Source organism: Jiella mangrovi (genome assembly GCF_017815135.1).
In the GTDB taxonomy this organism is placed as follows: Bacteria; Pseudomonadota; Alphaproteobacteria; order Rhizobiales; family Rhizobiaceae; genus Jiella; species Jiella mangrovi.
In genome coordinates this window covers 123673-136920 of record NZ_JAGJCF010000010.1, presented here as the reverse complement: position 1 = coordinate 136920, position 13248 = coordinate 123673, and the positions used below count along the sequence as shown (strand labels likewise).

Genomic DNA, 13248 nt, shown 5'->3' with positions numbered 1-13248 from the left:
TGGGGAAGTCTCCATGTTGGTCCGGTTGTGTCAGGTAGGCGGTGGGAGGCCCTCACCCCCCAGGGGGTTCGCGACAGACAGCCCTTCATGCAACGTGGCTGTTTCACGATCGCGCAGGTTCAAAAGCAAAAAGGCCGTGGTCACCACCGGCTGCCACGCCAAGACGCGCGCCACATTGGTCGCATCGAACATGCCCCTGGGCCCGAGAAGGTTCATCGTACCGATCACCCGGTCATCGGCGATGGCCGGTAGGTTCATGCTTGAGCCAAAACCCAGATCGCGGATTTTCTCCCAATCGAAAAAGGCGGAAGCGATCTCTTCGATCGTGGTGGCCGCGAAATGGGCCCGCCCACGGATCACGCGGTCGTACCAGCCATTGGGATCGACACGTTTGAAGTTTCCGATCGGGTAGGCGCCTGGGTCTTCGGAAAACACCCGGCGCGAGCGCATCTTCTCGATGTCAAAGATCGAGGCCGTCATCAGACCGCGCCCGACCGCCGCATTCACCCCCGCCTGCGCATAGGCAAAGACGCGGGCAGCGGCCTCGGGGCCGGCGACGAGGGCGGATAGATGGGCGGGGTCGCAGCTCATGCGGGCAGCCCGAAATCGCGCGCGACGCGGCCTGCTTTAACGACCAGGCGCAGATGGTCCTTGGGGCGGCCAAGCAGGGTGACATCGTCAAACGGGTTGCCGTCGAGCACGATGAAATCGGCCCGCGCGCCTTCGGCAATCACGCCGATCTCGCCCGATTTGCGGCAGGCCATCGCGCCGATCTCGGTCACGGAGCGCAGGATTTCCGTGGGGCTCAGCACTTTGGCCAGCAGGTCGAACTCCATCCCGCCATATTTGCGCAACTGGCCCAAAAGGTCGGTGCCAAAGGCCATGGGCAACCCGGCGTCGCGCATGATCGCAAGCGATTCCAAGCCCTTGTCGCGCACGATGTCGATCTTGGCTTGCTCTGCCCGCCCCAGACCCAGCGCCGCACCTTCCAGTTTGAGCCCCTCATAGGCCACCAGCGTTGGCACCGCGAAGCAGCCTTTCTCGGCAGCCAGCTTTGCGGTCTCGGCACTGATCAGATTGCAGTGTTCGAGCGATTTTACGCCCAACTCCACACAGCGGCGGATCGCTTTGTCATGATAGACGTGGGCCGAGACGTAGGTGTTGGCATTCTCCGCCTCTTCCACCATCGCCAGGATCTCGTCGCGAGAATACTGGATCGAGTCGATCGGATCATTGGGAGAGGAGACGCCGCCATTGGCCATGACCTTGATGAACTTGGCGCCTTCCTTCAGCATCTTGCGGCAGGTGTAGCGCACGTTGTCCACGCCATCGACCAGCACACCCATGTTGCCCAGGCGCCAAGACAGGGCATCGGGGCGGATGTCGGTGCGCGCACGTAGGTCGGTGTGTCCGCCGGTGGTCGACAGGCCCTTGCCGCAGATCACCAGGTCGGGGCCGTCGATCAGTCCGTCGTCTACCGCCTGCACCAGGCCGAGGTCTGCGCCGCCGAGGTCACGTACGGTCGTGAAGCCGCAGTCGAGCAGCTCTTCCATGATCTTTGCGGCGCGAAGCGCGGCCAGCGAATCCGTGGCGACGGCATTGGCCCACAGGTCGAGCGAATGGGCTACGACGTGGAAGTGGCTGTCGATCAGGCCGGGCATCAAGGTCCGGCCGCCGAGGTCGATCACCTCTGCACCCGCCGGGGCTTCGCCGCCGATCGACGCGATGCGGTCGCCTTCCACGACAACGGTGGTGGGGCGGGACAGACGCTCCGCATGCAAGTCCAACAGGCAGGCATTGGTGTAGGCGGAAGTCGTCATGATCAGTCCCGGTTCTGTTCAGTCCTAGCTACCGTGAGGGCAGCGACGCCGCTGGATGGCCTGCACCCGGGTGGGGCGTGGCAGTCTTGCGCCGGCGCGGTCAGAGAGGACACTAGCTGCGAAATCGCGTCCTTGTCGACAATAAAAATATTAAAAGGTGAGTGGTGTAAATCCACCGGATTGTGCAGACTGCGGAAAACTCAGGAGTCATCAAGAGAATGTCAGAGGCTTCGGTTACAGCGGTTGAGGGCAATCCGCCCCAGGTCAAACGCGGGGAAGGCGTAGCCTACGTCTACGAGATCCTGCGCAACGAGATCATCGAGCTGAAACTCGCCCCTGGCAGCCCTATCGACGAAACAGACCTGTCGCAGCGCTTCTCGATGTCGCGTACGCCGATCCGCGAGGCGCTGGTGCGCCTTGCCGCCGAGGGACTGATCTCCACCCTGACCAACCGCACGACCATCGTGTCCAACATCGACTTCCTGCAGCTCGGCTCATTTTTTGATGCACTGACGCTGATGTACCGGGTGACCGCGCGCCTTGCGGCAGGGAACCACTCTGAAGCCGACGTGGCTGCGATCCGCGCGCACCAAGCCAATTTTTCCCGCGCCGTTGATGAACGCGACGTGCTCGCAATGATCGCGACCAATCGCGACTTCCACATCGCCGTCGCCGTCGCTGGCCGCAACAAGTACTACACCGACCTGTTCCGTCGCCTGCTGGACGAGGGGCGCCGCATCCTTCGCCTCTACTACCACTCCTACGACGATAACCTGCCGCGCCAGTACGTGGTCGAGCACGAGGACATGATCGCCGCGCTCATCGCCCGCGATGTCGAGGAATCGGACCGCCTTGCGGTGGCCCATGCCGATCAGATCGTGCGCCAGATCCGCTCCTACATCTCGGCCGATTCACGCAGCGCCTCGTCGCTGACCCTCTGAAACAGGGCAAGGCGCCCTGTCGCACAGCTCCTCGTGGCCCCCCGGCTGCGAAGCTAATTCAGCCTTCGCATTGTTGCATTTTGTTTGTCGACATGAAGTCTACTTCATGCTAGCTGCTGTCTCAGCAATGGGCGCCCTCCGACTGCCCGGCCCCGGATCGGGGCCCGCTTCGGCACGACACCCCTTCCCGGCAGGCATCGTCTTACCCTGACTGGCCCTAATTTCGAAAGGATGCCCCCCACATGAGCGACAGTATCTTCACAGGCTGCATTCCGGCCCTCATGACCCCCTGCAAGGAGGACCGCACCCCCGACTTCAACGCCCTCGCGCGCAAGGGCAAGGAGCTGATCGCAGCGGGCATGTCGGCCGTGGTCTACTGCGGCTCCATGGGGGACTGGCCGCTGCTCAGCGACGAAGAGCGCATGGTCGGCGTCGAGGCGCTCGTGAATGCTGGCGTGCCGGTGATCGTCGGCACCGGGGCCATCAACACGAAATCGGCCGTGGCAATCACCGCCCATGCCGCCCGCGTCGGCGCCGCTGGCCTGATGATCATCCCGCGCGTCCTGTCCCGCGGCACCTCGGTTGCGGCGCAGAAGGCCCATTTCACCGCCATCCTCGAGGCCGCCAGCGGCCTGCCGGCGGTGATCTACAACAGCCCCTATTACGGCTTCGCCACCCGCGCCGATCTCTTCTTCGACCTGCGCGCCAGCTACTCCAACCTGATCGGCTTCAAGGAATTCGGCGGCGCCGCCGACATGTCCTACGCGGCCGAGACCATCACCTCCGGCGATGACGACCTGACCCTGATGGTCGGTGTCGACACCCAGGTCTTCCACGGCTTCGTCAAATGCGGTGCGACCGGCGCCATCACCGGCATCGGCAATGCCCTGCCCAAGGAGGTCCTGCACCTCGTCGAGCTCTGTGAGAAGGCTGCCACCGGCGATGCCGCCGCCCGCGTCAAGGCACGTGAGCTGGAAGAGGCGCTGATGGTGCTGTCGAAGTTCGACGAGGGCGTCGACCTCGTACTCTTCTACAAGTACCTCATGGTCCTGAATGGCGACGCGGAATACACGCTGCACTTCAACGAAACCGATGCGCTGACCTCTGCACAGCAGGCCTTCGTCGAAACCCAGTACGCCCAGTTCAAGGCCTGGTACGCAGACTGGGCCGCCTGAAGGCCCATCTGAGACGGGGAACCAAGGGGACCGACATGCATGTGATCGACAGCCACACCGGCGGCGAACCCACCCGGGTCATCCTCGACGGTTTCCCCGACCTCGGCGACGGCCCGCTGCCACAGCGTGCCGCCCGCCTCGCCACCGAGTTCCGCGATGCCTACCGCGCCGTGGTGCTCGAACCGCGTGGCCAAGTAGCCATGGTGGGCGCCCTGCTCGTGCCGCCCAACGACCCCAGCTGCGTCACCGGGGTGATCTACTTCGATGTCGAGGCGGTGCTCGGCATGTGCGGCCATGGCACCATCGGCCTGGCCATCACGCTCTTCCACTTGGGACGCATCGGCACCGGCAGCCACCGCATCGAGACGCCCGCAGGCGTCGTCACGGTGCTGGTCACCGATGCCCACACCGTCACCGTCACCAATATCGAGAGCCGCCGCACCATGACCGACGTCACCGTCGAGGTGCCGGGCCTCGGCGCCGTCACCGGCGATGTCGCCTATGGCGGCAACTGGTTCTTCCTTGTCGATCCCAGCCCACTGCCCGTGGAGCCCGACAATATCCGCGCGCTCACCGATGTCGCCGTCGCCACCCGCGAGGCGCTGCATGCTGCCGGCATCGCCGGAGAGAACGGCGGCGTGATCGACCACATCATCTTCTACGGGCCCTCGGGCGACCCGGCGGTGCACAGCCGCAATTTCGTGCTCTGCCCCGATGACGCCTACGACCGCTCGCCCTGCGGCACCGGCAGCTCGGCGCGGCTGGCCTGTCTTGCCGCCTCCGGAAGGCTGGCCGAGGGCGAGGAGATCATCCAGCACTCGATCATCGGCTCTGCCTATCGCCTCTCCTGGGAGGCAGGCCCCACGGGCGGGGTGATCCCCTCGATCACCGGCAAGGCCCATGTCATGGCCGAGAGCACGCTGATCTTCGATCCCGACGATCCCTTCCGGAACGGCATCGCCCCCTGAACTCCCCCACTGCCGGGCGGGCCACCCGGTCCGTCCGGCATTTTTAAAGACGGCGAGAACTCGTCAGCAAAGGCACGGCCAACCGTCAGAATGACGAGCGCAGAAGAGGGGCCGACATGTCCGAGAGTTCCAACCAGGCTGGAGGCAGCTCCGTCATCGTCATCGGCGCGGGCGTCATCGGTGTCAGCGCCGCGCTTGCGCTGCAGCAGCAGGGGCACGCGGTGACCCTGCTCGACCGGCGCGGCGTGGCAAACGAGACCTCTCGCGGCAATGCCGGGGCCTTCGCCTTTACGGATGTCGAGCCGCTGGCCTCTCCGGGCATCCTTTTCAAGGCGCCGAAGTGGCTGCTCGACCCGCTCGGGCCGCTGTCGCTGCGTCCTGCCTATGCTCTGAAGATGCTGCCCTGGGCCCGGCATTTCTACGCGGCCAGCAGGCCGCGCCGCTACAAGGCCTCGATCTCGGCCCAAGCACAGCTGATGAAGCTGTCGCGCGCCGCGCTCGAACGGCTGATCGCCCGTGTCGACGGGGAGCCGCTGATGCGCCGCGAGGGACAGCTTCAGGTTTATGAAGGCGCTACGGAGTATCGCGCCAGCCTGCCGGCCTGGGAGCTGCGCCGTCAGCATGGCATTGCCTTCGACCTCATCGAAAGCCCCGGGGCCATCGCCGAAATCCAGCCCGGCCTCGCGCCGCGCTTCACCCATGCGGGCTTCACCCCCGACTGGATGAACACCGTCGACCCGAAGCTATGGACCGAGCACCTCGCGGCCTGTTTCCGCGCCGCTGGCGGCGTGATCGACACCAGCGACGTCGTGTCGATGGCGCAGCAGAGCGATGCGGTCGTCCTTCAAACCCCCGCCGGCGTTCTCCAGGCAGATCAGGTCGTGGTGGCCGCCGGCGCCTGGTCGCACCGTCTCGCCCGAACTCTGGGAGATCGTATCCCTCTGGAAACTGAGCGTGGGTACAACACCACCTTCCCGACCCGCAGCTTCGATCTGCGCACCCATGTCACCTTCAACAGCCACGGCTTCGTCGTGTCCAAGATCGGCGACGGGCTGCGTGTCGGTGGCGCGGTCGAGCTCGGCGGGCTAGAGCTGCCTCCGAGCTACAGGCGCTCCGAGGTTCTCGTGCAGAAGGCCGTGCAATTCCTGCCGGGCTTCGACGGAACCGGCGGAACCCAGTGGATGGGCTTCCGCCCCTCCATGCCCGACAGCCTGCCTGCCATCGGCCGATCGCCCCGCGCTGATCGGGTGATCTATGCCTTCGGTCACGGTCATTTGGGCCTGACCCAGTCTGCCGGCACCGCCGAGCTCGTGGCCGATATCGTCGCGCGACGGTCTCCCGCACTTGATCTCGCGCCCTACGCCCCCCTCCGTTTCGGTGGCCGGCCCTGACCGGCAGTGACAACTCGGACTGAACGGCCCCATCTTGCAAATCAGCTGAGGACCGCAGGACAGTCTCACCTGGTCGTCACGACAGGCTCTGACGCGCAAATCGGGTGATGTCTGAGATGAGCTGCTGCCATCTCTTGGACAGGATCGATGAGGCATCGGATTTCAGGCATCCCCCTGCGCTTGCGACAGGGCCTGCGAAAATCGATCCCGATTTTCGGGCCTATGCTTCGGGACGCTTAGCGCGGTTTTCGCAGCACCATGACGACGAGATAAGGCCCGCCGACGAGCGCCGCGAAGAGGCCTGTCGGAAGCTGGTAGGGAAAGGCGAGGCTGCGCGCGGCCGTATCCGTCACCGCCATCAGCAGGGCACCGATGAGCGCTGCGCCGGCGATCTGACTTCGCGGACGGGCAAAGCCGATCGTGCGCGCCAGATGTGGTGCCATCAGCCCGACGAAGGACAGAGGCCCGACGGCAAGTGTCGCGGCGGCCGTCAGGACGGCGGCAAGCGTCACCATCAGCGTCCCGGCCTTTCGCGGCGAGAGACCGAGACCACGCGTCGCGGTTGGCCCCAGTGCGAGAATGGCGAGCCAGCGATGGGCGACAAGGGCCAGCGGCACGAGAGTGATGGCAAGCGCTGCCTCGCCGAGAGCGAGGCCTGCCGAAACCCGCAGCGTCGAGCCGCTCATCCAGTCGAGGAGACGCGTGGATTCCGGCCCGCCGCGTGCCATGACGAGTGTGACGCCCGCTCCTGCCAGCGAAGCGACCGCGATGCCACCGAGAAGCAGCCGGTCGGGTGAAAGCCGTGCCGCGCGAGCGAAGGCGAGGATGGCGGCGAGCGCTGTCAGGGCGCCCGCAACCGTTGCTGCGAGTTCCGCGCCGGTGCCGGCATAGGGCGACACGACCAGCAGCGCGGCAAGTCCGAGGCCCGCGCCGGAGCTGATTCCCAAGACTTCGGGGCTGGCGATCGGGTTGGCCGTGAAGCGTTGCAGGATGACGCCGGAGACGGCGAGCATCGCGCCGGCGCAAAGCCCGGCAAGAAGACGCGGCCAACGCAGCGGAAACAGTGCCGCTACCGCCTGGATATCAAGAAGAAAGCCGGCTCCATCCGGTTCAAGAAGCAGGGCGATGACGGCGGCAAGGACGATCAGCGCGACAAGCCCGGCAAGGCACGCGAGCGGTCGTGCAAGGCGCCGAAATGCGACCGCGACTGCAGCAGCCGGGCGCTGGGGCAGGCCTGGCAGCAGCCATAAAAGCAGCGGCCCGCCGACCAGCGCCGTGACGGCCCCGGTTGCCGTGCTGGTCTCGAACACGGCGTCGATCAGGAGAACCAGCGAGTCGGTGGCAAACAACAGGATGGCCCCGATCACCGGAGCCGCCAGGAATTGGGCTTTAGCCGTGCGCGCACCGGACAGTCTTGCAAGGGTGGCGGCCATCAGCCCGACAAAGCCGATGATGCCGACAAAGGCAGTGATGGTGGTTGCCAGGAGCGTCGCGACAATGATGGCGGAAAGCCGGATTGCGCCGCTCGAAACGCCGAGACCGCGGGCCGTTTCATCGGAAAGTCCGAGAAGGGCGAGTGGTCGGCGAAGCAGGAATGCGGCGATGATGGCGCCCGAGACGAGAGCGCCAAGGACGATGGCGTCGCGCCAGCCGTCTTGCGCCAGCGCGCCGCCGCCCCAAAGATAGAGGGACAGCATGTAGTCGCCGCCGGCGAGGATCAGCGACGCCGACAGTGCCCCGCAGACGAGCGAGACGACGATGCCGCACAGGATCATCGTCACCGGATCGTACTGCCGGGCGCGCGACAGAAGCAGCACCACCGTCAGAGCAACGGCGCCTCCGGCAAAGGCCACGAGGCTGCGCGCCTCGGTGATGAGTGCGGGAGCAAAGAGCGTTGCGGCGCTGAGCGCAAGCTGCGCGCCCGCGCCGATGCCAAGCGTCGAGGGGTCGGCCGCCGGGTTGCGAAGCGCGCGCTGGAGAAGCGCGCCGGCAAGCCCGAGCCCCGCCCCGCCAAGGAGCGCGAAAACCCCGCGGGGCGCCAGACCATCGATGAGGTATCGGGCGGCAAAGCCCGGTGCCAGTCCGTCGAGCGCCAGGCGTGACGCCTCAGTGAAGAGCGTCATCGCCACGGCAAAGAGGAGGAACCAGCCGACAAACGGGCGAGACTTGACGGTCAAGCTGAAGGCGAGCGACGGCTGGAGGTCCGTCATGTCGGAGCGCCGTCTTTTTCCGCCAGCAAGGCGGCGGTGACGAACCGGGCGAAGCGGAGCGAGGCCGGCAGGCCGCCGAAGGCGTTGCAAGGCTCGATGATCGCAAAGCGTCCAGCGGCGATCGAAGGCAGCGCCTGCCAGAGAGCTCCATGCAAGATCGCGGCTCTTGCATCGGGCGGCACGGGCCCGACGATGATCAGGAATGCGTCCGGGTAAGCGGCCAGCGCCTCCATGCCGACGGGTGCGCTGGCGCTGTAGCGTGTGCCATCGCGCCAGACGTTTTCAAGGCCAAGCCGCGTCATCGTGTCGCCGAAGAGGGAATCGCGGCCATAGACACGGACGTGATTGGCATCTCCGACATCGACGAGAAGAACGCCGCGCTGCTTCGTGGCGCTCAAGCGCCCTCGGTGGGCGGACAGTTCGGCGCGGGCCCTGGCGATGACGGTGCGGGCCTCTTGCGCGATGCCGAGATCTTCGGCCAAGGCCAGCGTCATCGCTTCTATTTTGGCAAGCGGCGGTTCGCCGGGCTGAAAGAGATCGAAGATCTTCAGGGGCGCGACCGTCTCGACCTGCGGAGCGGTCCAGGCGCTGTAGTTGCTGCCATAGACGATGTCGGGTTTCAGCATTGCCAGCCGTTCGAAGCTCAGCGCACCGCGAAGGCCAAGATCGGCGACGCTCCGCGGCACGTCCGGTTCGACCGCAAGACGGCGAAACAGGATCAGCTCCGGCGCCGCCACGGGGACGAGGCCGAGGAAGAGCGTCGTTTCCAGGAGGGCCCAGTCGACGACTGCAAAGCGCCGCGCCGCTGACGCCCGTGCCGACGTGAGAAAGAACCCGCCGGCTGCGAGCCCGGCAAGAAATCGCCGGCGTGTGAGGGCAGCACGAGGGGCGTTCATGCCACATAGCTGACGGGAGCGCCGTCGCCCGGCCTTGCGAAGACGCCCATGGCCACGTCATAGATCTCCCGCAGCGTTTCCGCCCGCATGATCGCGGCCGGAGCGCCATCGGCGACGATGCGCCCGCCTTTCAGCGCAATCAGCCTGTCGCAGATCCGCGCTGCCATGTTGATGTCGTGGAGGACGACGACGACGGAATGGCGGTGATCGTCGCACAGCTTGCGCAGGATCTTCAGCATCTCGGCTTGATGGGCGACATCGAGGGCCGAGGTCGGCTCGTCGAGAACGAGGCAGTCGGCGCCCTGAGCCAGCATCATGGCGAGCCAGACCCGCTGACGTTCGCCGCCCGACATCGCATCCACCGGCCGATCCGCGAAGGCTTCGGTCGCGGTCTTCGCCATGGCTTGCGCGATCGATGACCGGTCGTTCCGGGACAGCCGACCGAGCGCTCCGTGATGGGGATAGCGGCCGAGCGTGATGAGCTCGCGCGCGGTCATCCCGTCGGTCGGCGGCGGCGTCTGCGGCAGATAGCCCAGGCGCCGGGCAAAATCGCGATCGCCATAGTCAGCGATGGGCTTGCCGGCGAAGGCGATCCGCCCGCAATGGGGGCTTGCCTGTCGGGCGAGAAGCTTCACCAGCGTCGACTTGCCGGAGCCGTTCGGGCCGATCAGCCCATGCACACAGCCGGCCTCAAGGCTGAGGTCCATAGGCTCGAGGATCACGCGCCCGGCGAGCGCGAAGCCGGCCCCCTCCACCCGAAAGAGCGGCGCCTCGCCGGCGCCGCTCTCAAAGCCCCCCGGTTTGTCGGGCATCGTCATCAGAAGTTGAAATGGGTCTTCAAGAGAGCCGAGCGGCCTTCGCCATAGCCACAGCTCGCCGCGCTCTGGCAGCCGGAGACATATTTCTTGTCGAAGACGTTGTTGACGTTGAGCGAAACACCCCAATTGTCTCGCTCATAGCCAATTCTGGCGTCGAAGACCGTCGCATCGGGCACCTTGAGCGTGTTTTCGTTGTCTGCGTAGCTGTCGCCCTGATAGCGCACGCCGGCGCCCGCCGACAGACCCCGCAACTGACCGGACGGGACGGTGTAGTTCACCCAGGCCGAAGCCAGGACCTCCGGCACCAGCCAGGGCCGCTTGCCGACGATCGCCGCGTCCGCGTCCTCGGTGATTTCCAGATCATAGGCGGTGAAGGCACCGGTGATGTTCCAGGCGTCGTCCAGATTGACGCTGGCTTCCAGTTCCACGCCCCGCGAGCGGACCTCGCCGAGCGCCTCGGTGATGTAGGCGCCGTTGACCGTCCGGTTCTGGAGCGTGTTGCGCCGGGTCAGATCGAACAGCGAGGCGGTGAAGCTCGCATCGAGGAAGGTCGGGGCGTATTTCAGGCCGACCTCGTATTGCTCGCCGGTCTGCGGTCCGACGGGCTGACCTGCGGTATCGGTGCCGATCTGTGGCTGGAAGAAGCGCGAGATGCTGACATAGGGCGTCAGCCCGTTCTGGAACTCATAGGCGAGGCCAGCCCGGCCGCTGGCGGCACCGTCCTCGCGGTCGTAGTCGTTGTCTGCCGCAGTGCGATCGTCGCGATCGATCCACACATTGTCGTAACGCCCGTTCAGGGTGAGGATCCAGCCGTCGCCGAACTTCGCCTGCTCCTGAACGTAGAAGCCGAGTTGGTTCATATCGACGATTTCGTCGGTATAGGGGTCGTAGAGCGATCCGAGATCGTTGGTATAGTTCGGGTCGATCGGGTCGAGCTCGGCTGCGGGGCCGGTCGCCTGCCACTGGTCGATACGGTAGTACTTGTAGTCCACGCCAGCGAGAAGCTGATGGTGAACCGCGCCGATCTGCTCCTCGAAGATGAGCTGGTTATCGCTTTCGAAGATGTCGGCCTTCGTGTCGTGGGCGAAGTTCAGCCGGTACAATGTGTCGTCGGTGGTATCGAAGTCGTAGGGGTACGGACCGTATTCGCTGCGCTCCACATGGAACAGCCGGGTGTTCGAGCGCAGCGTGATCTGGTCGGTCAACGCCTGGGTCAGGTCGGCGCCGACGCTCGCCTGCTTGGACCTGAACGAATCGAGGTCGGGCTCGCTGTAGAACAGATCGCGCGGAATCGTGCCGTAAGGCGCTTCGGTGACCGTGCCGACATAGGGCCAGAACCCGCCGCCATGGCGCTGTTCGTCATACTGGTAGCTGGCATAGACCTTCAGCCGCGTGTCGGCATCGGGTTCGAAGAGAAGGCTCGGCGCGATCGCGCCGCGAAAATTGTCGGCATAGTCGGTCTGGGTGTCGCCACCCTTGATGCGACCGACGACCCGGTAGCTCCAGGGGCTTGCCTCGCCGAACGGGTCGCCAACATCGAAACCCACATAGCCGTTGGGATCGTCGGTGATGCCGGCTTCGACGGTGCCGTGATGGGCGCCGTCGGCGTGTTTGGAAACCTCGTTGACGATGCCGCCTGCATTCGAGCCGCCGTAAAGGACGGAAGCGGGGCCGCGGAGCACCTCGATCCGCTCGAGCAGGAAGGGATCGACGGTAATGCCGGCAAAGGCGTAGGAATAAAGCTGCAGGCCGTCGAGGAACATACCGGACTGGGTGGCGTCAAAGCCGCGAATGTAGATCCAGTCCGTATCGGAATCGGCACCGAAGGGCTGGGAATAGACACCAGGCGTGTAACGCAGCGCCTCGTCAACCTTCTGGACGCCGCGGTCGTCGAGCTCCTTGCGTGACACCACCGAAACCGACTGCGGAATTTCTGCAAGCGGCGTTGCGAGCTTCGCGCCCGCCGTCGCTTCGCTCGCGACGTAGCCATCGACCGGCTGAAGACCGCTTGCGCTGCCGGGAGATCCGTCCTGCCGGACGCCGGTATCCGCCGCATTGCCGATCACCACCTCGTCGAGCGTCACGACGCTCTGCGCGCGTGCCGGCTGTGCAGGCAAGAGGCCGAGCAGCCCGGCGGTGACGAATGCGCTCGTGAGAGCCAGACGTCGGCGGAAGCGAAACGGGCAAGGTGCGGCGGAAAAGGGGTTCATCGAAGACCTGCAACGCAAAGACACATGACGGCCATCTGCTAGCGATTTAATCATGATAAGACGAGTCATATTTTACCGCGACATGCAGCGTATCGGATGACTGTTGCATGCGTGCGACCCTGGCCCTCGGCGGCGGCAGCGCATTTGCGCGGCGGGATCATTCCGACCATCGAGGGTCCACTAGCCGGCGACGCTCAAATCCTTCCGCCGCCGGACCATCGCCTCGCACCCAGCCGCACGGATCTCGCCCGGCTGGTTGTCCGTCTTTTCGACGAAGGTCGAGACGCAAGCGCAATGGCGTGCCATCGGACGCGCCAACCCGGCGATAATGCGTCAAAAAGGTCCGCCACAATATTGGACATGCACCAAAACCATTTAAACTAATTTACGGGCACAGACGCGATGATGTGCTCAAAACCGGTTGTTAAAGGCAGATGGCGGAGAGGGGGGGATTCGAACCCCCGATACGCTTGCACGTATGCCGCATTTCGAGTGCGGTGCATTCGACCACTCTGCCACCTCTCCTGAAGGGGCACGACGGGGGCGCCGCCGAAGCCGGGCGGACGCGTCGTCGAGAGAGCCGTCCGCAAGGCTGAAAAAGCCATACGAACCACTGCGCCGGAACGCGGTCGTGTTGCCGACGCAGCGGTCTCTTATCAAAGGGACCTTTCCCGTGACAAGCCAAAAGCGGAGCCGGGCGGTGGTTTTATCCTCGCCGGGCGCTTTTCGTGAAGGCCGGACCATTTGCGGGGGATGACCGCAACGGATCGCGCAAGAGCCTGACGGGCCGGGCGGTCGGCCCGCCCGCCCGTCACCGGC

At 65.2% G+C, this 13248-nt stretch carries 10 protein-coding genes and 1 tRNA gene; 4 read left to right on the top strand and 7 right to left on the bottom strand.

The window, feature by feature from the left end:
* Nucleotides 1-30: 30 nt before the first annotated feature.
* Both J6595_RS14490 and J6595_RS14485 read right to left on the bottom strand, forming a co-directional pair.
* Entirely contained in the window at nt 31-591 is a 561-nt protein-coding gene (locus J6595_RS14490; RefSeq protein WP_209595279.1) for a hypothetical protein, read from the bottom strand.
* Entirely contained in the window at nt 588-1820 is a 1233-nt protein-coding gene (locus J6595_RS14485; protein ID WP_209595278.1) for a metal-dependent hydrolase family protein, read from the bottom strand. The genes J6595_RS14490 and J6595_RS14485 overlap by 4 nt, the downstream gene beginning before the upstream one ends.
* A 218-nt stretch (nt 1821-2038) precedes the next feature.
* On the opposite strand from J6595_RS14485, the gene J6595_RS14480 reads away from it, so the two are divergent.
* The 4 genes from J6595_RS14480 (at nt 2039) to J6595_RS14465 (ending at nt 6295) form a co-directional block, all read left to right on the top strand.
* The gene (locus J6595_RS14480) at nt 2039-2761 is read left to right on the top strand and encodes a GntR family transcriptional regulator (protein ID WP_209595277.1); all 723 of its coding nucleotides are present in this window, start codon (nt 2039-2041) and stop codon (nt 2759-2761) included.
* Between the two features lie 242 nt (nt 2762-3003).
* Nucleotides 3004-3936, top strand: coding sequence for a dihydrodipicolinate synthase family protein (locus tag J6595_RS14475; protein WP_209595276.1), 933 nt, complete (start codon nt 3004-3006; stop codon nt 3934-3936).
* A gap of 35 nt (nt 3937-3971) precedes the next feature.
* Nucleotides 3972-4904, top strand: a complete 933-nt coding sequence (locus J6595_RS14470; RefSeq protein WP_209595275.1) for a 4-hydroxyproline epimerase — start codon at nt 3972-3974, stop codon at nt 4902-4904.
* A 116-nt stretch (nt 4905-5020) separates the two neighbouring features.
* Nucleotides 5021-6295, top strand: a complete 1275-nt coding sequence (locus tag J6595_RS14465) for an NAD(P)/FAD-dependent oxidoreductase (RefSeq protein WP_209595274.1) — start codon at nt 5021-5023, stop codon at nt 6293-6295.
* A 236-nt stretch (nt 6296-6531) separates the two neighbouring features.
* Here the strand turns inward: J6595_RS14465 and fhuB are convergent, their stop codons facing one another.
* From fhuB to J6595_RS14440, 5 genes are all read right to left on the bottom strand, one after another.
* Nucleotides 6532-8505, bottom strand: a complete 1974-nt coding sequence (gene fhuB / locus J6595_RS14460; protein ID WP_209595273.1) for a Fe(3+)-hydroxamate ABC transporter permease FhuB — start codon at nt 8503-8505, stop codon at nt 6532-6534.
* Nucleotides 8502-9401: an ABC transporter substrate-binding protein gene (locus J6595_RS14455; protein WP_209595272.1), complete on the bottom strand. Its 900-nt coding sequence runs from the start codon at nt 9399-9401 to the stop codon at nt 8502-8504. Before J6595_RS14455 ends, fhuB begins: the two co-directional genes overlap by 4 nt.
* Nucleotides 9398-10213, bottom strand: coding sequence for an ABC transporter ATP-binding protein (locus J6595_RS14450; protein WP_209595271.1), 816 nt, complete (start codon nt 10211-10213; stop codon nt 9398-9400). Before J6595_RS14450 ends, J6595_RS14455 begins: the two co-directional genes overlap by 4 nt.
* A gap of 5 nt (nt 10214-10218) precedes the next feature.
* Nucleotides 10219-12429: a TonB-dependent siderophore receptor gene (locus J6595_RS14445; RefSeq protein ID WP_209595270.1), complete on the bottom strand. Its 2211-nt coding sequence runs from the start codon at nt 12427-12429 to the stop codon at nt 10219-10221.
* A gap of 435 nt (nt 12430-12864) precedes the next feature.
* Nucleotides 12865-12954: transfer RNA gene (locus tag J6595_RS14440), tRNA-Ser, on the bottom strand.
* Nucleotides 12955-13248 lie beyond the last annotated feature (294 nt).

Bases quoted from the DNA above. Each gene is read 5' to 3' on its own strand.
- fhuB (WP_209595273.1), bottom strand. From the start codon at position 8,505: ATGACGGACCTCCAGCCGTCGCTCGCCTTCAGCTTGACCGTCAAGTCT.
- J6595_RS14480 (WP_209595277.1), top strand. From the start codon at position 2,039: ATGTCAGAGGCTTCGGTTACAGCGGTTGAGGGCAATCCGCCCCAGGTC.
- J6595_RS14485 (WP_209595278.1), bottom strand. From the start codon at position 1,820: ATGACGACTTCCGCCTACACCAATGCCTGCCTGTTGGACTTGCATGCG.
- J6595_RS14450 (WP_209595271.1), bottom strand. From the start codon at position 10,213: ATGCCCGACAAACCGGGGGGCTTTGAGAGCGGCGCCGGCGAGGCGCCG.
- J6595_RS14470 (WP_209595275.1), top strand. From the start codon at position 3,972: ATGCATGTGATCGACAGCCACACCGGCGGCGAACCCACCCGGGTCATC.
- J6595_RS14455 (WP_209595272.1), bottom strand. From the start codon at position 9,401: ATGAACGCCCCTCGTGCTGCCCTCACACGCCGGCGATTTCTTGCCGGG.
- J6595_RS14490 (WP_209595279.1), bottom strand. From the start codon at position 591: ATGAGCTGCGACCCCGCCCATCTATCCGCCCTCGTCGCCGGCCCCGAG.
- J6595_RS14465 (WP_209595274.1), top strand. From the start codon at position 5,021: ATGTCCGAGAGTTCCAACCAGGCTGGAGGCAGCTCCGTCATCGTCATC.
- J6595_RS14445 (WP_209595270.1), bottom strand. From the start codon at position 12,429: ATGAACCCCTTTTCCGCCGCACCTTGCCCGTTTCGCTTCCGCCGACGT.
- J6595_RS14475 (WP_209595276.1), top strand. From the start codon at position 3,004: ATGAGCGACAGTATCTTCACAGGCTGCATTCCGGCCCTCATGACCCCC.